This is a genomic window from Allobosea sp. UNC402CLCol (assembly GCF_000745475.1).
Lineage (GTDB): Bacteria > Pseudomonadota > Alphaproteobacteria > Rhizobiales > Beijerinckiaceae > Allobosea > Allobosea spartocytisi.
This window is the reverse complement of sequence record NZ_JQJJ01000010.1, coordinates 717,761-737,010: the sequence shown is the minus strand read 5'-3', so window position 1 is coordinate 737,010 and position 19,250 is coordinate 717,761. Positions and strand designations below refer to the sequence as shown.

At 67.1% G+C, this 19,250-nt stretch carries 22 protein-coding genes; 9 read left to right on the top strand and 13 right to left on the bottom strand.

From position 1 onward, the window contains the following. Positions 1-48: 48 nt before the first annotated feature. Positions 49-555 carry an Lrp/AsnC family transcriptional regulator gene (locus tag GY40_RS15330; RefSeq protein ID WP_038363591.1) on the top strand — a complete coding sequence of 169 codons (507 nt, stop codon included), beginning with the start codon at positions 49-51 and terminating at the stop codon, positions 553-555. A gap of 21 nt (positions 556-576) precedes the next feature. Here GY40_RS15330 and GY40_RS15325 read toward each other — a convergent pair whose 3' ends face one another. From GY40_RS15325 to GY40_RS15315, 3 genes are all read right to left on the bottom strand, one after another. Then, entirely contained in the window at positions 577-951 is a 375-nt protein-coding gene (locus GY40_RS15325; RefSeq protein ID WP_038363589.1) for a response regulator, read from the bottom strand. 9 nt (positions 952-960) lie between these two features. Beyond that, positions 961-1,518: a hypoxanthine phosphoribosyltransferase gene (gene hpt, locus GY40_RS15320; protein ID WP_038363587.1), complete on the bottom strand. Its 558-nt coding sequence runs from the start codon at positions 1,516-1,518 to the stop codon at positions 961-963. Positions 1,519-1,649: 131 nt separating this feature from the next. Beyond that, a complete protein-coding gene (locus GY40_RS15315) occupies positions 1,650-2,450 on the bottom strand; it encodes a zinc-ribbon domain-containing protein (RefSeq protein WP_051988087.1) in 801 nt (266 codons plus the stop codon). A 272-nt stretch (positions 2,451-2,722) separates the two neighbouring features. Here GY40_RS15315 and ftsE point away from each other — a divergent pair, with 272 nt between their 5' ends. The 5 genes from ftsE (at position 2,723) to GY40_RS15290 (ending at position 6,615) form a co-directional block, all read left to right on the top strand. Beyond that, the gene (gene ftsE / locus GY40_RS15310; protein ID WP_038363585.1) at positions 2,723-3,382 is read left to right on the top strand and encodes a cell division ATP-binding protein FtsE; all 660 of its coding nucleotides are present in this window, start codon (positions 2,723-2,725) and stop codon (positions 3,380-3,382) included. After that, entirely contained in the window at positions 3,369-4,334 is a 966-nt protein-coding gene (locus GY40_RS15305) for a cell division protein FtsX (RefSeq protein ID WP_038363583.1), read from the top strand. The genes ftsE and GY40_RS15305 overlap by 14 nt, the downstream gene beginning before the upstream one ends. A gap of 67 nt (positions 4,335-4,401) precedes the next feature. Beyond that, positions 4,402-5,196: a YdcF family protein gene (locus GY40_RS15300; protein ID WP_112763624.1), complete on the top strand. Its 795-nt coding sequence runs from the start codon at positions 4,402-4,404 to the stop codon at positions 5,194-5,196. 148 nt (positions 5,197-5,344) lie between these two features. Beyond that, positions 5,345-6,106, top strand: a complete 762-nt coding sequence (locus tag GY40_RS15295; protein ID WP_038363582.1) for a lysophospholipid acyltransferase family protein — start codon at positions 5,345-5,347, stop codon at positions 6,104-6,106. Positions 6,107-6,201: 95 nt separating this feature from the next. Beyond that, positions 6,202-6,615 carry a hypothetical protein gene (locus GY40_RS15290; RefSeq protein ID WP_051988086.1) on the top strand — a complete coding sequence of 138 codons (414 nt, stop codon included), beginning with the start codon at positions 6,202-6,204 and terminating at the stop codon, positions 6,613-6,615. 15 nt (positions 6,616-6,630) lie between these two features. On the opposite strand, the gene GY40_RS15285 is transcribed toward GY40_RS15290, so the two are convergent. The 8 genes from GY40_RS15285 to GY40_RS15250 all read right to left on the bottom strand — a co-directional run bounded on the left by GY40_RS15285 (position 6,631) and on the right by GY40_RS15250 (position 14,519). After that, on the bottom strand, positions 6,631-7,917 hold the full coding sequence (locus GY40_RS15285) for a TRAP transporter large permease (protein ID WP_038363580.1): 1,287 nt from the start codon (positions 7,915-7,917) through the stop codon (positions 6,631-6,633). Then, on the bottom strand, positions 7,914-8,426 hold the full coding sequence (locus GY40_RS26610; RefSeq protein ID WP_051988084.1) for a TRAP transporter small permease: 513 nt from the start codon (positions 8,424-8,426) through the stop codon (positions 7,914-7,916). The genes GY40_RS15285 and GY40_RS26610 overlap by 4 nt, the downstream gene beginning before the upstream one ends. Positions 8,427-8,597: 171 nt before the next feature. Then, entirely contained in the window at positions 8,598-9,590 is a 993-nt protein-coding gene (locus GY40_RS15275; protein ID WP_038363578.1) for a sialic acid TRAP transporter substrate-binding protein SiaP, read from the bottom strand. Positions 9,591-9,642: 52 nt separating this feature from the next. Next, the gene (locus GY40_RS15270) at positions 9,643-10,320 is read right to left on the bottom strand and encodes a GntR family transcriptional regulator (RefSeq protein WP_038363576.1); all 678 of its coding nucleotides are present in this window, start codon (positions 10,318-10,320) and stop codon (positions 9,643-9,645) included. A 10-nt stretch (positions 10,321-10,330) separates the two neighbouring features. After that, positions 10,331-11,227: a dihydrodipicolinate synthase family protein gene (locus tag GY40_RS15265; RefSeq protein ID WP_038363575.1), complete on the bottom strand. Its 897-nt coding sequence runs from the start codon at positions 11,225-11,227 to the stop codon at positions 10,331-10,333. Positions 11,228-11,321: 94 nt separating this feature from the next. Beyond that, a complete protein-coding gene (locus GY40_RS15260) occupies positions 11,322-12,140 on the bottom strand; it encodes a carbohydrate ABC transporter permease (protein ID WP_038363572.1) in 819 nt (272 codons plus the stop codon). Further along, the gene (locus tag GY40_RS15255; RefSeq protein WP_038363571.1) at positions 12,140-13,066 is read right to left on the bottom strand and encodes a carbohydrate ABC transporter permease; all 927 of its coding nucleotides are present in this window, start codon (positions 13,064-13,066) and stop codon (positions 12,140-12,142) included. The genes GY40_RS15260 and GY40_RS15255 overlap by 1 nt, the downstream gene beginning before the upstream one ends. A gap of 103 nt (positions 13,067-13,169) precedes the next feature. Beyond that, positions 13,170-14,519: an ABC transporter substrate-binding protein gene (locus GY40_RS15250; protein ID WP_038363569.1), complete on the bottom strand. Its 1,350-nt coding sequence runs from the start codon at positions 14,517-14,519 to the stop codon at positions 13,170-13,172. Positions 14,520-14,750: 231 nt separating this feature from the next. Here GY40_RS15250 and GY40_RS15245 point away from each other — a divergent pair, with 231 nt between their 5' ends. Beyond that, the gene (locus GY40_RS15245) at positions 14,751-15,680 is read left to right on the top strand and encodes an amidohydrolase family protein (RefSeq protein WP_051988176.1); all 930 of its coding nucleotides are present in this window, start codon (positions 14,751-14,753) and stop codon (positions 15,678-15,680) included. Between the two features lie 141 nt (positions 15,681-15,821). Continuing rightward, the gene (locus tag GY40_RS15240; protein ID WP_156115978.1) at positions 15,822-16,271 is read left to right on the top strand and encodes a hypothetical protein; all 450 of its coding nucleotides are present in this window, start codon (positions 15,822-15,824) and stop codon (positions 16,269-16,271) included. A gap of 140 nt (positions 16,272-16,411) precedes the next feature. Here GY40_RS15240 and GY40_RS15235 read toward each other — a convergent pair whose 3' ends face one another. Further along, entirely contained in the window at positions 16,412-16,981 is a 570-nt protein-coding gene (locus GY40_RS15235; RefSeq protein ID WP_038363565.1) for a gamma-glutamylcyclotransferase, read from the bottom strand. 117 nt (positions 16,982-17,098) lie between these two features. On the opposite strand from GY40_RS15235, the gene GY40_RS15230 reads away from it, so the two are divergent. Then, positions 17,099-18,142: a DUF2125 domain-containing protein gene (locus tag GY40_RS15230; RefSeq protein WP_051988083.1), complete on the top strand. Its 1,044-nt coding sequence runs from the start codon at positions 17,099-17,101 to the stop codon at positions 18,140-18,142. Positions 18,143-18,326: 184 nt separating this feature from the next. Here the strand turns inward: GY40_RS15230 and rpoH are convergent, their stop codons facing one another. Continuing rightward, positions 18,327-19,223 carry an RNA polymerase sigma factor RpoH gene (rpoH, locus tag GY40_RS15225; RefSeq protein ID WP_038363562.1) on the bottom strand — a complete coding sequence of 299 codons (897 nt, stop codon included), beginning with the start codon at positions 19,221-19,223 and terminating at the stop codon, positions 18,327-18,329. Positions 19,224-19,250 lie beyond the last annotated feature (27 nt).

The following is a 19,250-nucleotide window of genomic DNA, read 5'->3' as shown; positions in this document are numbered from 1 at the left end:
GGCGTTTTTCGCCGACAAGCGACTATTTTCGTCATCAGAGGATCCAACGTGACGAAAATCGCCGATCTCGACCGCTTCGATCATGCGCTGCTGGAGGAAATGCAGCGCGACAACCAGACCCCGGCGCGCATCCTGGCCGAACGGGTCGGGCTGTCGCAAAGCGCCGTGCTGCGTCGGTTACGCCGGCTGCGGGCGGAGAAGATCATCACCGCGGACGTCTCGGTCGTGAGCCCGGCCGTGCTCGGCGTGCCCGTCACGATCCATGTGCTGGTTTCGCTGGTGCAGGGCTCACAGCTCGCCGACGCATTCGCGCGCAAGCTGGGTTCGCGTCCCGAGATCAGGCAGGCATCCTATGTGACCGGAGGCGCCGATTTCGTGCTCCACCTCCAAGTGGAGAGCATGGAAGCCTATGCCGCCTTTGCCCGCGAGGTCTTCCACGACGATCCCAACGTCGCGTCGTTCTACACCTATGTCGCCATGCGCGAAGTGGTCGGCCCGCTGCGGAAAGGCCCACAGGAACGTCGCGCCTCCCCGCTGCCGAGGCGCACCTCATAGGACAGTCGTTAAGACGCTCGCCTACCCGATCGAACGCTCGATCACCTTCAGCACCGTGGCGCGCAGCTCGGCGATGGTGAAGGGCTTGGTCATCACCTCCTCCACGATCGCCTCGAGGCTCTTCGCCCGCTCGCGCTGCTCGGCATAGCCGGTCATCAGCATGATGGTCAGCTCCGGGAACTGCTGCTTGGCGGCGAGCGCCAGCGCAATGCCGTCCATCAGCGGCATGCGGATATCGGTCAGCAGCAGGTCGAAATGGCCCTGCTCGGCGATGAGGATGTCGAGTGCCTCGGCTCCGTCCGCAGCGGTGATGCAGGTGTGACCATCCATGCCGAGCCCGCGCGCGACCAGCGCGCGCAATGGCTCCTCGTCATCGACGACCAGAATACGCGACATGGCAGTTCCTCAGATGCCCGGCAGACCGGCCTGATCCTCGGTTTCGATGACGCCGACGAAGGGCAGTTGCCGATAGGAATGGGCGACATCCATGCCGTAGCCCACGACGAAATAATCCGGACATTCGAAGCCGACATGATCAGCCACGATGTTGACGGCGCGCTTGTTCGGCTTCTCCAGCAACACGGCGGTCGAGACCGAGCGGGCGCCGCGCGCCGCCAGCAGATCCTTGGCGAAGGCGAGCGTGCGGCCGGATTCGAGGATGTCGTCGACCAGCAGCACGTCGCGCCCGCGCACCTCGCTCTGCACGTCGCGCAGGATTTCGACCTGGCCGGTGGAGACGGTCCCCGTCCGGTAGCTCGACAGGTGGATGAACTCGACCTGGGGCGCGAGGCCGACACGATGCATGGCGCGGATCAGATCGGCGGCAAACATGAAGCTGCCCTTGAGGACGGCGACGACGAGCAAGTCCTTCGGCTGGCTGTCGGCGACCGCCTGCGCGATCTCCGCATTGCGCTGCGCGATCGCAGCCTCGTCATAGAGCACCCTGATCCGCCGTTCCGGCATAATGACTCCTGCTTTCGTGACTTATGGCCGCGAAGGTTCCCGCGCAGGGCTTGCGCCGAGAACGTTCGCGGCGGGTTGATATCGTACGTTCGGGCCGCCGCAAACCGCAGGGCGGGGGCATCGTTGCAAGATTAATGCGCGCTCGCGATATTGGCCGTGCCCGCCGTGGAAGTGAAGCGCACCTGCACCGAGCGCCCCTTTTCCGGCGGGGACGCCAGCCTTGCGCGGAAGCGCATCAGCTCGGCCGGCTCCAGCACGCCGCGCGGCGGCTCCGTGGTCCAGCTATAGAGGGTCTGCCCGGCCTCGTCCTTCACCGAAACCTGGATCGGCGGCACCTTGGTCCTGCCTTTCGCGATATTGGTGACATCGCCCTCGACGACGAGGAAACGGCTTTGCCCATCGTCGATCAAGCCGCTCTCGACGGCCGTCAGGCTCAGGCCCCGGACATTCACCGGCAGGCCGATCCGCTCGAACAGGCCTGCGAGCTGCGGCGCGGCCTGAACCACGAGATTGCGTTGCCAGGCCAGTCCGACCAGGAGCGTGACGCCGGCCAGCGCCGCGACGGCGGGCAGCGCGAGCCCCTTGCGCCCCACGACCGCGGCTTTGCCGAAGCGCGCCCTGTATCCCGCCGAAGGACGGGTTTCCGGCGGCGCGACCGGCGGCGGCTCCTCCTCAAGCACGCCCGCCTCGCCCGCCGTCGCGTCCTCGGCAACGACTGCGGCGATCTCCGCCTCGATCGCGGCCGCGCGCTCCAGCTCCTCGGCCAGCAGGGCCTGCGTCTCCTCGACGCTCGGCGCCGGCGGCATCTCGCTCGCCGCATCGACATGCCACAGCGTCTTGCATTGGGCGCAGCGCACCTTGCGCCCGCCCGGCCCCAGTTTGGCCGCGTCGAGCTCATACTGACTGGCGCAGGAGGGACAGACGATCAGCATGAAGGCAGCGTGGTTTCCTGCGATGAACGGCACCGGCAGTCGGCACCGAGTCTTTCCGGGCCTTTCGCCGGCGGCAAGCCACGGCGAAGCATTGCTTCGGCCAACCGAGGCAACCGGCTTCATTGACGCGATTTATGGTTAACGTCGCGTGAAGAATCTTGGGGGCATGTTGACGCGTGCGCAGCCGCTCGGTGCGCCGCCGCTTACGATATAGCATTGCTGCGCCGGCCGGGATTTCTGCCGGCCGTGCGCTATGGGACGAGGAAGACGGCTTGGTTCGTTTCGAGAATGTCGGCCTGCGTTACGGCATGGGCCCGGAGGTGCTGAAGGACATCAACTTCAGCATTGCGCCGCGCTCGTTCCAGTATCTGACCGGGCCCTCCGGCGCCGGCAAGACGACGCTGATGCGCCTCATCCTGATGGCGCTGAAGCCGACGCGCGGCCTCGTCAACCTTTTCGGGCAGGATGTCTCGCGCCTCGACGGATCGACGCTGACGGCCTTCCGCCGCCGCATGGGCGTGGTCTTCCAGGATTTCCGCCTGCTCGACCATCTCACTGTCTACGAGAATGTCGCGCTGCCGCTGCGCGTGCTCGGCAAGGAAGAGGCGAGCTATCGCGCCGAGGTCGTCGAGCTTCTGCGCTGGGTCGGCCTCGGCGAGCGCATGCATGCCGTGCCGGCGGTTCTCTCCGGCGGCGAGAAGCAGCGCGCGGCCATCGCCCGCGCCCTGATCGCGCGGCCCGAGCTGCTCCTGGCCGACGAGCCGACCGGCAATGTCGATCCCGGCCTCGGCCGCCGCCTGCTGCGCCTGTTCATGGAGTTGCAGCAGCTCGGCACCGCCGTGATCATCGCCACCCACGACCTCAACCTGATGGACATCTACGACGCGCCGCGTCTCGTCCTGGCCGACGGGCATCTGCATGTCGATGCCTGAAGCCATCGAATACGACCACGAGGCACGCGAGGAGAAGGCCCTGCCGACCAATCTCCGGCGCGGCCAGCCGCTCGTGCCGGTCGATACGGTGGCCGGCCGCGCGCTGATGGCCGTGATCGCGATCCTGACCTTTCTCGCCGCGCTGAGCGCCGGGGCAGCCGTGCTCGCCGCGCGCGCCTCCGACCAGTGGCGCGGCGCCGTCTCCGACGAGATGACCATCCAGATCCGCCCGGAGGCGCGCCGCAACATCGAGGAAGACGTCGCCAAGGCCGTGGCGATGGCCCAGGCGCTCGACGGCATCGAGAGCGTGCGTGCCGTGCCCAAGGCGGAATCCGACAAGCTGCTCGAACCCTGGCTCGGCACCGGCCTCGACCTCGTCGAATTGCCGGTGCCCCGGCTCATCGTGCTGAAGCTCAGGCCCGGCGCCTCTCCCGACATCGCCCGCTTCGGCCCGGCCCTGCGCAACGAGGTGTCGACGGCGATCCTCGACGATCACCGGGTCTGGATCAGGCGGCTTTCGGCGATGGCGAGCACGATCATCGTCTCCGGCTTCGTCATCGTGCTGCTCGTGCTGACGGCGGCGGCGCTGGCCGTCGCCTTCGCGACGCGGGGCGCCATGGCGGGCAGCCGCGAAAGCGTCGAGGTGCTGCATTTCGTCGGCGCCGGCGACGATTTTATCGCGCGCGAGTTCCAGAGCCGCTTCATCCGGCTCGGCCTGCGCGGCGGCGCGATGGGCGGCCTCGCCGCCATCGTCGCGATCGCGCTTCTGGGCTTCGTCTCGTCCTTCTGGTCGACGGCGCCGGAGGCGGAGCAGTTGCAGGCCCTGTTCGGCGCCTTCGAGATCGGCTGGGCCGGCTATGCCGCGGTCGTGCTCGTCGCCCTGGTCGTCGCCGCCATCGCCGGGCTCGTCTCGCGCTTCACCGTGCGCCACTACCTGAAGGTGCTGGCATGACGACGCGGCACAACGACAATTTGCCTCGTGCCGCCGTTATGCCCGATTGGCCGGTTAGGTTCGCGCCATGGCCATGATTGGCAGCAGCAACGACCATCTCGCGGTGGGCGCTACGGTGACGTCCGTTTCGCGCGGCGGCCTGTCGCGTCGTCGTATCCTGGCGCTCGCGGCCATCGCGACCACCACCCTCGGTGCGGTCCTTTTCGTCTGCGGCTATGCCCGCTTCGCGGCCGGGATCGAGGCCCGTGAGCCGGTCGCGACGCCGCAGACCGATGCGATCGTCGTCGTCACCGGCGGCTCGCAGCGCATCGGCGACGCCATCGGCCTGCTCGGAGCCGATCGCGGCGCGCGCCTCCTCATCAGCGGGGTCAACGAGAAGACCAGCCGCGAGGAGCTCGCCCGGCTCAACCCGGCATCGCGTGACCTGCTCGCCTGCTGCGTCGATCTCGACTACCGCGCGCGCAATACCATCGGCAACGCGATCGAGACCCGCCGCTGGGTGCGCCGGCACGGCTTCCGCTCGCTGCTGGTGGTGACGTCGAACTATCACATGCCGCGCACCTTGGCCGAGTTTTCCCATGCCATGCCAGGCCTGCGTTTCATCGCCCATCCCGTCGTCACCGATCAGCTCGACACCGCGGGCTGGTGGTACCGCTGGTCGACGATCAGGCTGCTGGCCCCGGAATACGTCAAATATCTCGTGGCGCGGCTGCGCAGCTTCGTCGAGGACGACCCGGAATATTCCCGGCTTTCGGTCATCATCGGCGGCCGCAAACCGGTCTCGCCGAAGCCGGCCGAAGTCCTGGGCCCGGAGGCTGAAAGGCGCTCGCATCTGCGCGGGGCCACCCACCGCGACGGCTGAGTGACTCCTCGAAAGCCTCCTGAGCCCTCATCCTGAGGAGCCATTCCGCGGCTCCTCAGGATGAGGACTGTGTTTCCGACACGGCCCGAGACAATTCCAAGTCCGCAAGCGCTTGACCGGCGCCGCGTCTCGGGCTCATTGCGGGCCCATGCTGATCCTGCGCTCGCTCGCCTTCAACGTCCTGTTCTATGCCAATCTCATCCTCTGGCTGATCTTCGTGGTGTTGCCGGCGCTGCTGCTCCCGCAGGCGGTGCTTCGGAACGTCGCCGCGGCCTGGTCGCACAGCTCGCTCTGGCTGATGCGCGTCGTCGCCGGCACGCGCTACGAGATCATCGGGCGCGAGAACATTCCCGAAGGCGGGTTGATGGTCGCCGCCAAGCACCAGTCCTTCTGGGAGACCTTCACGCTCTTCACCCTCTTTCCGGACCCGGTCTTCATCCTGAAGCGGGAACTGATGCGCATCCCGGTCTTCGGCTGGTGCCTCGCCAAGCTCAGGATGATCCCGGTCGATCGCGGCGCCCGCGCCCGCGCGCTCAAGGACGTCACGCGCCTCGCCAAGATCGAGCTGGGCCAGAAGGGCCGCCAGCTCCTGATCTTCCCGGAGGGGACCCGCCGCCCGCCCGGCGCGCCGCCGGCCTACAAATTCGGCGTCGCCCATCTCTATGCCGAGATGGGCGTGCCCTGCCTGCCCGTCGCGGTGAATTCGGGCCTGTATTGGCCGCGCCGCCAGTTTCTGCGGCGCCCGGGGACGATCCGGCTGGAGATCCTGCCGCCGATCATGCCGGGTCTCGACAAGACGAGCTTCCAGCACGAATTGCAGGAGCGCATCGAGACGGCCAGCGACCGGCTGCTCGCCCAGGGCCGCGCCGAGCTGGCCGCCCGCGGCCTGGATCCGCTCGCGAACTCCTGACATATCCTGACAGCAGCATCGCCTCGCCCGAACCGGGCCCGGTTGACTTATCCCCGAAGCGTTCCCATTTTGTTCCTATTGCAGGAGGAACGAATATGGCTGCCCTCGCCTATCGCTTCACCCCGGACCTGTTCGATGAACCGGCCCCGGCGCCGGAGACAGTGGCCCGCGAGATGCCGTTGCGCAGCACGGCTGCGCTGAGCGAGCGTCGCTTCACCGCCTGGCGCGGCCGTTCGGGCCGGCGCTATGTCGCCTCGGTCTTCGCCGCCGACGACACCCATCCCCTGAGCTTCACCGATGCGGTGCTGCTCGCCGTCTCGGCCGAGCGGCAGATCATCGCGGCCCGCGATTCCGGCCCCTTCGGCGTCGAGGCGGCGCTGGCACGCTGGCAGCGCGCCGTCTCCGAGGGCGGCGCGAAGGAGATCCACGTCCATCTCCTCGCGGAGGACGGCGCCAGCCGCCGCGCGGCCCTGCTCGACCTGATGCCCCAGGCGGAAACGGCGGGCTAGCGCATCGGCCCGACCTCACGGCCCCATGATATGGTTCGGCAGCCAGGTCGTCAGCGGCGGCCAGAGCGTGATCGCGGCCAGCACCACCAGCAGCGGCACGAGCCAGGGCAGGATCGCCTTCGACATCGCCTCGAACGAGACGTTGGCGATGCGCGTCACCACGAAGAGCACGACGCCGATCGGCGGATGGATCGTCCCCAGGATCAGGTTCAGGATCATGATGATGCCGAACTGAACCGGGTCGATGCCGAAACTGTTCGCCGCCGGCACCAGGATCGGGATCAGGATCAGCATCGCCGCCAGCGCCTCCATGAAGCAGCCAACGACGAGCAGGATGAGGTTGCAGACCAGCAGGAAGACGAGCGGATGCGCGATCGTCTCGACGATCAGCGGCGTCAGTGTCTGCGGCACGCGCGAGATCGACATGCACCAGCCGAGCGCGCCAGCGGCCATCACCAGCACGGCGACGAGCCCCATCGTCTCGACCGTGTCGATCAGGATCGGCCAGAGCTGCTTCACCTCCAGCGTGCGATAGACGAAGAAGCCGAGGAAGAGCGCGTAAAGGCAGGCGACGGCCGCCGCTTCCGTCGGCGTGACGAGGCCCGAGAACATGCCGCCCAGGATGATCGGCGGCGTCATCAGCGCGAAGAAGCCGTTCAGGAAGCTGCGGCCGATCTCGCGGAAGCCCTTGAACCCTTCCTTCCGGAAGCCCTGTCGCCTGGCGATGAACATCACCATCACCATCAGCGACAAGCCCATCAGGATGCCGGGGATGACGCCGCCGATGAACAGCCGCCCGATCGAGACATCCGCCGTGACGCCGTAGATCACCATCGGCAGCGAAGGCGGGATGATCGGCCCGATCGTCGCCGCCGCGGCGGTGATCGCCGCCGCCGTCTCCGGCCGGTAGCCGGCTTTCTGCATGGCGCGGATCTCGATGGCGCCCGAACCCGCCGCATCCGCCACCGCCGAGCCGACCATGCCGGCGAAGATCATGCTGGTCAGGATCGAGGCATGGGCATAACCGCCGCGCAGCCAGCCGATCACCGAGGTCGCGAAGGCGACGATGCGGTCGGTGATGCGCGCCGCCGCGAGGATGTTGCCCATCAGGATGAAGAGCGGCGCCGCGACGATCGGGAAGGAGTTCATCGCCTGCGCCATCTTCTGCGGCACGATCGAGGCCGAGAGTTCGCCGATCAGCACGAAGGCGAAGGCCGCGAGCCCCATCGAGGCGAAGAGCGGGAAGCCCGCCAGGATCGAGAGCAGCCAGACGGCCGAGATCTTGAAGATCAGCGCGCTCATTCGGCCGGCTCCTGCAGCGTCGCCGCGACCGGCTCATAGGGAGAGGTCCGCCAGTTCATGAGGTTGCCGACGAATTCGGCGAGGCCCTGCAGCATGGTTACGATCCCAGCCAGCACCATCGGCGCGTAGAGCAGGCCCATAGAGAGCGGCACGGTCGTCGCCTCGAGATCGTAATTGGCCTGCACGAGATGGATGGAATACCAGACGGTCAGGCCGCCGAAGACGACCATGGCGAGCTGCATGAGCGCTTCCGCCGAGCGCCATCCCCGCGCCGGCAGCATGTCGTGGAAGAAGCGGATGCGGATATGGGCGCGCCGCCGGCTGGCAAGGATCCAGCCCACGACAGCGACCCACAGCATCAGGAAGCGCGAGACCTCGTCGGTCCAGATCAGCGGCTCGCCGACGGCGCGGGTGACGATGCCGAGCGACACCGTGACCAAGAGCGCGACGAGGAGAAGCGCGGCGATCACCTCCATCACCCGGTCGAACAGCCTGGGCCAGAACGTCATGCGGATTGCCTTTTCTCGATACCTGGAAGCCCGAGCTCAACGCACATCCTGAGGAGCGCTCCTAAGGAGCGCGTCTCGAAGGATGGTCCAGTTGGTTCCGGAGTCTCCGGGAACATCCTTCGAGACGCCGCTTCGCGGCTCCTCAGGATGAGGGCTGAGCACAGGGAAAGGTCACAGCGCCTGGATGCGGTCCCAGAGGCCCTTGCCCCATTTGCTCTCGAACTTGGCCGGGACCGTTGCCAGCACCGGCTTGCGGAAGGCCTCGTTGTCCGGCGTCGTCACCGTCATGCCCTGCTTGCCGAGGCTCTCAGCCAGGCTCTTCTCCTGCTCCAGGATCTCGTTGTCCTGCCAGGCCGCGGCCTTGTCGACGGCGGCGACGATGACGGCGCGATCGGCCTGCGGGATCTTCTGCCAGGCGGCCTCGTTCACGATCACGAGGCGCGGCGTGATGATGTGCGCCGTCAGCACGAGATATTTCTGCACCTCCGCCAGCTTAGCCGAGGCGATGGTCGGGAGCGGGTTCTCCTGCCCGTCGACCGCGCCCTGCGACAGCGCGAGGTAGAGCTCGGAGAAGTTCAGCGGCGTCGGCCGTGCGCCCCAAGCCTCGGCCATGGCGCGGAAGGTATCGACCTCCGGCACGCGCAGCTTGAAGCCCTTCATGTCCTCGACGGAGTTGATCGGCTTCTTGCCGCTGGTGAGGTGGCGCACGCCATAATAATTGACGCCGATCATGCGCATGCCGCGCTTCTCGACCAGCGCCTTGTTGAGCTCGTCGATCAGCGGGGATTTCAGCGCCCGCGTCATATGCGCCGCGTCCTTCCAGATATAGGGCGCCTCGATGATCGAGAGCTGCGGCACGAACTGGCCGAGCTGCGCCGCGCCTTCCGTCACCATGGTCAGCGCGCCCGATGCGACCGACTCGACCATGTCCCGCGAGGAGCCGAGCTGCCCGTTCGGGAAGGACTGCACATCGATGCGCCCACCAGTCTTCTCCTTGATCTCGGTGCCGGCCTTCACCGCGCTCTGCGGCGAGGGGTGGGTCGCCGGCTGGCCGTCAGCCCAGCGCAGGACGAGGGCCTGCGCCCGCAGGATCGAGGGGGCGGCGATGGCTACCGAGCCCGCGGCAGCGGCGGCCAGGAAATCGCGTCTGCTCTGCTTGATCATCTCTGTTTCCTCCGGAGGCGGCCGGTGTTCCGGCTCGTTATGGTCTTCGCTCTCAGTATTGCATCGCCCGCGTCCGGGCGTTGCCGATATGGGTGGCCATCGCCGCAGCGGCGCGCTCGGGATCGCGCGTCTCGATCGCCGCGATGATGGCGAGATGGTCCTGCATCACCGGGATGATGATGCTGTTGTGGATGCGGGTCTCGTATTGCCGGATCAGCCGGATCTTGAGCCAGGTGACCCGGAAGGCTTGGGCAACGATCTCGTTATCGAGGTGATCGATGATCGCCTCGTGCATCAGCCGGTCGATGTCCTCGGCATCCTCGATCAGCCGCTCGTCGCCGCCGGCCTCGGCTCGGGCGACGATCGCCTCGTGCCGGGCCCGCTGCTCGGCGATCTCGGCGTCGGTCGCGTTCTGCGCATAGAGCGCCGTCGCCTCCTTTTCGAGGAAGAGCCGGAACTGGAAGGCGTTGCGGATCAGGTTGAGGTCGACATGGGCGACCTGCATGCCGCGCTGCGGCACGGTCTTGATCAGCCCCTCGGCTTCGAGACGCGGGATCAGCTCGCGAATGGCGCCGAGCGGAAAGCCGGTCATCGCGACGAGCTCGCGCTGGGTCACGAACTGGCCGGGCTTGATCTCGCGCGCCAGCAGCCGCTCGGTGAAGGAGGCATAGGCGCGCTCCCTCAGCTTCAGCGGCTCGCCTTCGCGCGGTTCCTGCTCCGGCTGGGTCACAATCCCTCCTTCAGGCTGCCTTTGCCTGCGTGATCGAATCGAAGGCTGCAAAGAGCCGCTTGCGGGTGGCCTCGTCCAGTGCTTCCAGCGGCGGGCGCATTGCGCCATAGCCCGGATCGCCATGGACATGGCCCGTCAGCGCCTTCACCGCCGCCAGCACCGGATAGGAGCAGATCTCGTCGACGAGCGCATTCACCACCGGGCTGTCCTTGCCCTCGTAGACCATCGGCCGCAGCAATGCCGGCACCAGATTGGCGACGCCGCAGATCGAGCCCTGCGCACCGTTGCGCACCGCCCTCGCGAGCTGGCGCTCGTCGCCGACGAGAATGGCGAGCTCGCCATGCGCCTTCAGCAGCGCCTCGGTGTTGGCATAGTCGCCGGAGGAATCCTTGACGCCGGCAACGAGCCCGGGGAAGGCCGTCTTCAGCCGCTGCACCAGCCCGACGCTGATCTCGACCGCCGTCACCGACGGGATGTGGTAGAGGATGACATTGCGGGCCGAAGCGCCCAGCTTCTCGAAGAACTGCGAGAACCAGACATAGAGCCCTTCGTCGCTGACGCCCTTGAAGTAGAAGGGTGGCGCGACCAGCAGCCCCTTCGCCCCGGCATCGAGCGCGAGCCTGGACTGCTCGACCGCCTCCTGCATCGAGGCCGCGGCAATGCCGGCATAGATCTGCTTGGCCGGATCGATCCCCGCGCCGATCAGCGCGCCCATCATCGCGGTCCGCGCCGGCAGGCCGAGCGCCGCACCCTCCCCCGTCGTGCCGAACAGCGTGACCGAGTCGCAGCCCTGCGCGAGCACATGCTTGGCATGGCGGACGAGGCGCGGCAGGTCGATGCCGCCGCCCTCCCGCACCGGGGTCGTGATCGCGCAGGAGAGGCCGAAGCGGGTCTTTTCGGAGGCCATGGAGGGAACTTTCAGAGCTGAACAGTGGCTGACATGTTAGTATGAAGACAGATCAACTCGCAAGGGCTCCGCAACGTCCTTGCGATGGTTCCGGCTAGCCGTCCTTAAGGCCTCCGGCCGACAATCCCGCGACGATCTGGCGCTGCGCGATCACGGTCACCAGCAGCACCGGCAGGGTCACCAGCAGCGCCGCCGCTGCCAGCGGCCCCCAGGAGATCTGCTCGAAGGTCAGGGAGTTGTAGACGGCCGAAGGCAGGGTGCGGCTCGCCTTGCCGCCGAGCACCACCGAGAAGATGAAGTTGTTCCAGGAGAAGATGAAGGCGAGGATGCCGCCGACGACGATGCCCGGCTTCGCCAGCGGCAGCGCGACATGACGGAAGGCCTGCCAGCTCGTGGCACCGTCGATGCGCGAGGCGTCCTCCAGCTCCATCGGGATGTTCTCAAAGTAGCCGATCATGATCCAGACGATGATCGGGATGGTGATGACGAGATGCGTGATGACCAGCGCCGTGATCGTGCCCACCAGCCCCGTGATCTGGAAGAGCAGGAAGAGCGGGATGAGATAGGACAAGGCCGGCGTCATCCGCGCGATCAGGATCAGGATCGCGAATTTATGCGCCTTGCCGCGCGCGATGCCGTAGCCGGCGGGAACGCCGACGATCAGCCCGAGCAGCACCGCCCCGCCCGTGACCAGGATCGAGTTCCAGAGATAGAGCCCGAAATTGTTCTGCGCGAAGACGTCGACATAGTTCTTCAGCGTCGGCGGATCCGGGATGAAGACCGGCGGGAAGGCGGTGTTGTCGAGCTCGTTCTTGAGCGACAGCGAGATCATCCAGAGGAAGACCAGCACCGCCGGCGAGACCAGCACGAAGACCGAGGCCCAGAAGCCGAGTTTTTTGGCGAAGCGGCCCATCACGCGTTCCACTTCGACTTCTGCCGCGCATAGAGCAGCAGCAGCGAGAGCATGATGATGATGACGAAGAAGATCACCACGACCGAGGACGCGTAGCCGATCTTGTAGAACTGGAAGGCCTGCAGATAGAGGAAGATGTTCAGCGTCTCCGACGCCGTGCCCGGCCCGCCCTGGGTGATCACGAAGATCGTGTCGAAGGCCTTCAGCGCATCGATGGTGCGGATCACGATCGCCACCATGATGAAGGGCCAGACCAGCGGCAGCGTGATGTGCCGGAACATGTGCCAGTCATTGGCGCCGTCGATCAGCGCAGACTCGTAAGGTTCTCGGGGCAGCCCAGCCAATCCGCCGAGCACGATCAGCATGACCAGCGGCGTCCAGTGCCAGACCTCGACCATCACCAGCGTCGGGATCACCGTCGCGGGATCGTAGACCCAGGCCGAGGGGCCGATGCCGAGGAGCGAGAGCAGGTAATTCAGCACGCCGAGCTGCGGGTGGAACATCATCGTCCAGACCAGCGCGACCGCGACCGGCGTCGCCATCATCGGCATCACGAAGATCGTGCGCAGCAGCCCGCGAAAGGGAAATTCGCGATGGAACACCAGCGCCGCCGCCGTGCCGAACACGATCGGGAGCACCACCGCGAGGATCGTGAAATAGGCCGTGTGCCCCATCGATTCGAGGAAGCGCTGGTCCCTGGCCAGTTCGACAAAGTTGCCGAGGCCGACGAACTCCGCGCCGCCGCCGATCTTCCAGTCCTGCGTGGACATGAACAGCGTGAACAGCCACGGGAACACGATCACCGCCGCGATCACCAGCACCGCCGGCAACGAGAACAGCCAGTAGCGCGGCGTGAAATCCTGCGACGTTGTGGAGGTCGCGGGCGCCGCGCTGGCGAGATTGGCTGGCAGGGATGTGCTGGTCATGTGTCTGGAACCGTCATGCTCGGGCTTGACCCGAGCACCTCTTCGAGAGTGTGCACTGGTGACGAGATGGCCGGGTCAAGCCCGGCCATGACGTCTGTTGCGCTCACCCCTGCTCGCTCTTGGCGAGCACCGGGGCGAAGGTCTCCGTCGCCTTCTTGAGCTCGCTCGCGACATCGGCTCCGCCGATCATGTTGGTCAGCCCCACGCCGAAGACGTCGCGGAACTCGGTCACCGGCACGATCTGCGGCAAGCCCGCCCGGGCGATCTTGGCCGAGCCGAGCAGGCAGTCGAAATACTGCTTGCCGAATTTCGACTGCTGGATCGTCTCGGTGTCGAGATAGGCCGAGGAGCGTCCGGGCGCGCCGGCGCCGGCCTTGAGCATGGCGATCTGGTTCTTCTTGTTGGTCATGAACTGCAGATAGAGCCAGGCCGCCTCCTTCTTCGAGGAGCCGCGCGAGATGCCCATGCCGTCGGCGAACATGCCGGCGTGATGCGCCTTCGGCCCCGGCGGGGTGATGCCGTAGCCGACCTTGCCAACGATGCGCGACTTCGACGGGTCCTCCAGCGGCGTGGCGAAGCCGACGCCGTCGAGCCACATTGCCGCCCGCCCCTGCATGAAGGTGGTCTGGCACTCGTTCCAGTTGAAGCCGACCGAACCCACCGGCCCGGTCTCCTTGTTGAGCTTCTTGTAGAGCTCGCCCGCCCAGATCGCCTCCGGCGTGTCGGTGAGCAGCTTGCCGTCTGGCGAGGTCGTCTCCGAGCCCTGGCCGAGCATCAGCGAGGTCCAGACCGGGACATTGGCGTTCTTCAGCCCGCGCGAGACGAAGCCGGCGATACCCTTGGCGGGATCGTGCAGCTTCTGCGCGACGGTGAACATCTCGTCCATCGACTTCGGATAGGCGACGCCCTTCGCGTCGAAGAGTTCCTTGTTGTAGTAGACGATCCAGTAGTCGACGAAGAACGGCACGGTATCGAGCGAGCCGTCGGCCTGCCGGGCATAGGCGACCGGCCCGGCGCCGAAATCGGCGAAGTCGAAATCCGGCGCCGTCAGCGAGGCGTCCTTGATGTAGGGGTCGAGGTTCTCGAACCATTTGCCCTTCGCCGCCATGCGCTTCTGCACATGCAGCGAGATGCCGCTGACGTCGAAGCTCGGCTTGCCCGATGCGAACTCGATCACCGCCTTCTGGCGCTGCTGCTGCTCCGGCACCTGCTCGGAGGAGACCTTGATGCCGGTCAGCTCGGTGAATTCCTTCTCCGCCGCCTGCATCAGCTCGGAGCGGGGGTTCTTGACCAAGAGCACGTCGATCGACTGGCCGGAGAAGCGCTTCCAGTTGAACGGCGCCTGCGCACGCGCCTCGCGCAGCACCAGCGGCGCGGCGATAATGCCTGCGCCGGTCGCGGCGGCGCCGCGCAACAGCGCACGGCGAGTCGGCTTGAGAATGCTGTCGGTCATCGGCGTCCTCCCCAGGACCTGTGAAACGGTATTTCGCCCACTTGCAGGCGGCCCATTTTCGGGCTTTCGTCTCCGTCGCGGCAAGCTTTTGGGCTCCGCCGCGACAGCGACCCGGGCAGGACGCTAATCTGCTTTCAAGCCGGTTGCAAGCTAACATGTTGGCGTGCACATAGGGGACCGCGCCGGCCGAACGCTGCCGTCGCAGAGCCCAGGATCCGCATGGCGACGCGCATGACGAGCCCCTCTCCCAGCAAGCCGCCTGCCCCGCCGCGCATCGATTCCCACCAGCATCTCTGGCGGCTCGACCGCGGCGACTATGGCTGGCTCACGCCCGCGCTCGAGGCCATCCACCGCGACTTCGCCCCGGCCGATCTCGCGCCGCTTTTGGCCGCCCACGACATCGACGCCACCATCCTCGTCCAGGCCGCGCCGAGCGAGGCCGAAACGCGCTTCCTGCTCGAAACCGCGGCCGCCACGCCCTTCGTCGCCGGCGTCGTCGGCTGGGCCGATTTCGCGGCGCCCGACGCCCCCGCCCGCATCGCCGCGCTGGCCGCAGATCCGCTGCTGGTGGGCCTCAGACCCATGGCGCAGGATATTCCCGATCCGCACTGGCTCGCCCGGCCGGAGCTCGCCCCCGCCTTCGCGGCACTGCGCGAGCACAATCTCGTCTTCGACGCGCTGGTGAAGCTGCCGCAGATCCCGGCACTGCTCACCCTGCTGGAGCGCGAGAAGGAGCTTCCCGTCGTCATCGACCACGGCGCCAAACCTGATCTCACATCAACAGGCGTGGCCGGTGCCGACCTTTCCGCCTGGCGCGACGGCATCGCCAAGCTGGCCGCAAAGCCGAACACGGTCTGCAAGCTCTCCGGCCTCGTCACCGAAGCCGGGCCGGACTGGACGGACGCGACGCTGGCGCCTGCGGTGGCGCATCTCCTCGCCTGTTTCGGGCCGGAACGCCTGCTCTGGGGCAGCGACTGGCCGGTCGCGACGCTGCGTGCGCCCTACGCCGAATGGCTCGCAACCGCCGAACGTCTCACCGCGACGCTCTCGGACGCCGAGCGGGCCGCAATCTTCGGCGGCAATGCGGCGCGGGTTTACCTTACGAAACATGGCCGAAATCCGGCCAAAATCGTCAGCGACAGTTCATCTTCGCGGGGCTAGCCTCATCCTTGCTGCCCGACCGCCCGGAATGATCCGTCCGGCCGCAGCGGCATCGACAAGCACCCCATACGGGGGAGGATCATCATGACACAGACCAGATTCGCGCTTGCTGCCGGCCTTCTCGCGCTCGCCGGCGGGTTCATGATCCAGGCTTCGACGCCGGCGCTCGCGCTGACGATGAAGGAATGCAGCACCAAGTATCAGGCGGCCAAAACGGGCAACGCGCTCAACGGCCAGTCCTGGAACGACTTCCGCAAGACGCAATGCGGCGACAGCGCCACCGCGGCCCCTGCCTCCGCCCCGGCAGCCACGACGGCGCCCGCTCCGGCCGCGCCGAAGCCCGCCGCCACGACCGCCGCCGCACCGGCAGCGCCGAAGCCGATGGCGGCCCCCGCCCCAGCCGGCAACGCCGTGTTCCCGAGCAAGGTCGATCCGAAATATTCGCAGCTCTCGGCCGGCAAGCAGCGCTTCAAGACCTGCGACGACCAGTACAACGCCAACAAGGCCACCAATGGCAATGGCGGCCTGAAATGGATCCAGAAGGGCGGCGGCTATTACAGCCAGTGCAACGCCCACCTGAAGGGCGCCTGAGCCGGTTCCACGCCGCGCCGCGCATCGCACGGAAACGCATCGTCATTCCGGGCTAGCCCCGGAATGACGATGCGCACCCCTAACAAATCGGCGGGGACACCCGTCCAACAGTGCCCGGTTGCGGGCGCATGGCGTGGCGGTCAGCCCTTCACCGGCGGATGCGTCGCGTGGAGGCCCGGCGCCAGCTCCTGCGCCAACGCGGCGAGCACGGGATCATAGACCCCCATCTTGCGCAGATGCTCATGGGTCTGCAGTACATAATCGGGATTCTCGCCCGACTGGCCGCGCCCCTGGCGGACAAGCTTCAGCAAGGCGGCGGGCGGCAGCTTGCCGGCATATTGCAGGTGATGGCGGTCCGCGACATAGACCAGCCCCTCGACTCGCCGACCATCATCCAGCCGCAACGGAACACGGCGCTCGAGATAGACCGCCGTCGCCTGCTCGCGCGCCCTGAGATAGGCGACCGTTTCCTCCGCCCGGCCGGCCTCGACCCGGAAGGCCAGCCCCCTGCACACCCCGCCGCGATCGAGCCCGAGCACGAGGCCCGGCCGGTCCGGCGTGCCGCGATGGACATGCGAGAAGACGCAAAGCGAGCGGTGATAGCCATGGAGCTTCGCCGGAACGCTTTCCGCAAAGGCGAATCCCGGCCGCCAGATCAGCGACCCGTAGCCGAAGACCCAGAGATCCGCCGCATCGCTTTCGCTCGTCATCGCCGTCTCATCATTTGGCCATGCCGGCCTGCTTGGTGGCGGGCATCCGCCACTCTGGCATCCGCCGTTCTGGCGAGCTAACAATCGGCCCGCCTTCGCGCAAGGAACGCCTGCCGCATGACCGACCTCTCCCCGACGCGCCGCCAGAGCCGCTTCTGGCTCTATGCCCCTTTCGGCCTCCTCGTCGTGCTGGCGGCGGCCTGGTCGGGCTTCTGGTTCTACGTCCATGGCCGCACCGTCGCCGAGATCGACAAGGCTCTCGCCAAGGAGGCCGAGCGCGGCCGGAGCTGGACCTGCAACAACCGGACCGTTCGCGGCTTTCCCTTCCGCATCGAGGTCCGCTGCGATTCGCTCGCCCTGACCTCGACGCGCTGGGGCGATGCCGTGCGGGTCGAGACCGGCCCGGTGCTGGCTGTCGGGCAAATCTATTCGCCGGGCCTCGTCATCCTCGAAGCGACCAGCCCCGCCCGCGTCTCCCTGCCGGAAGGCCGCAGCCTCGACATCACCTGGAAGCAGCTCGACGCCAGCCTGGCCTGGCGCGATCCGCAGCGCTTCGCGCTGGTCGCGGCGGAGCCGAACGCCACCCTCACCACGCCGGGGCAGGCCGCGGAGAACTGGCGCGCCGCTTCGCTGGAAACGCATCTGCGCCGCAATCCGGACCGCCCGGCAACCGATCAGGCCGTCGATATCGCGCTCTCCGCCAAGGGGACCGTGCTGCCTGTGATCGACGCCCTGCTCGGTACGACCGATGCCGGCACGATCGACCTGCAGGCGACGCTGACCCAGTCGGAGGCGTTCCGCCAGGGCTTCAATCCCGATGCGCTCGAAACCTGGCGCAACGCCAACGGCGTCCTCGACATCACACGCCTCGCCACGACCAAGGGCGCGGCCCGCATCGACGGCAGCGGGCAATTGCTGCTCGACCCGACCCACCATGTCGGCGGCGATCTGCAACTGGCCGCCGCGGGCATCCAGCAGATCGGCGGCGTCCGCGTCGGCAATCTGCTAGGCGGGCTCGGCGGCCTGCTGGGCGGGCGCGGCGGCAGCGCCGCCGCCACGGCGCCCGGCCTCACGCCGCTGCCGCCGGTCTCCCTGCGGGAGGGCCGCGTCTTCCTCGGCCCGATCCGCCTGCCGCTGAAGCCGCTGCAGCCGCTGTATTGAGGCAGCGCGCCTCCCCTCGTCATGGTCGGGCTTGACCCGACCATCTCGGGACGAGGAAGGCGCCAGCGTCCTTTCCGGCAGAAGCTTGCCGAGCCGCAGCCAGGTGCTCGTTGAAAATGTCGAGCAAATGAAAAGGGGCGCCGAAGCGCCCCTTTTTAAATTCTCTCGACGTCGATGATCGCGGTCACGCCGCCGGCAGCGCCGCGCGCGGCGCCTCGATGCGGGTGATCGCCTTCTTCACCGCGTCCTGCACCTTCTCGAAGGCACGGACCTCGATCTGGCGGACGCGCTCGCGCGACACCCCGAACTCCTCGGAGAGCTCCTCCAGCGTGATCGGATCCTCGGCGAGGCGGCGCGCCTCGAAGATGCGCCGCTCGCGCGGGTTCAGCACCTCCAGCGCCTCGTGCAGCGCCGTATGGCGGTTGCTGGCCTCCTCCGAATCGGCGAGGCGGCGCTCCTGGCTCTCGGAATCGTCGACCAGCCAGTCCTGCCATTCGCCTTCGCCATCCTCGCGCAGCGGGGTGTTGAGCGAAGCGTCGCCGCCGAGGCGGCGGTTCATCTCGACCACGTCCTGCTCGTTGACGCCGAGCTTGGTCGCGATCTGCTTGACCTGGTCGGGGCGCAGATCGCCCTCGCCCAGCGCCGCGATCTTGCTCTTGGCCTTGCGCAGGTTGAAGAACAGCTTCTTCTGATTGGCCGTGGTGCCCATCTTCACCAGCGACCAGGAACGCAGGATGTATTCCTGGATCGAGGCCTTGATCCACCACATCGCATAGGTCGCGAGCCTGAAGCCCTTCTCGGGCTCGAAGCGCTTGACCGCCTGCATCAGGCCGACATTGCCCTCGGACACGACTTCGCCGATCGGCAGGCCGTAGCCGCGATAGCCCATGGCGATCTTGGCGACGAGGCGCAAATGCGAGGTGACGAGCTTGTGCGCCGCGTCGCGGTCGCCATGCTCGCGCCAGCGCTTGGCCAGCATGTATTCCTCGCTCGGTTCCAGCATCGGGAACTTGCGGATTTCATCGAGATAACGTGAGAGTCCACCCTCGGCGGACAGGACAGGCAGCGAAGCACTCGCCATGCGCGTGTCTCCTCGTCGAGGCCCCCG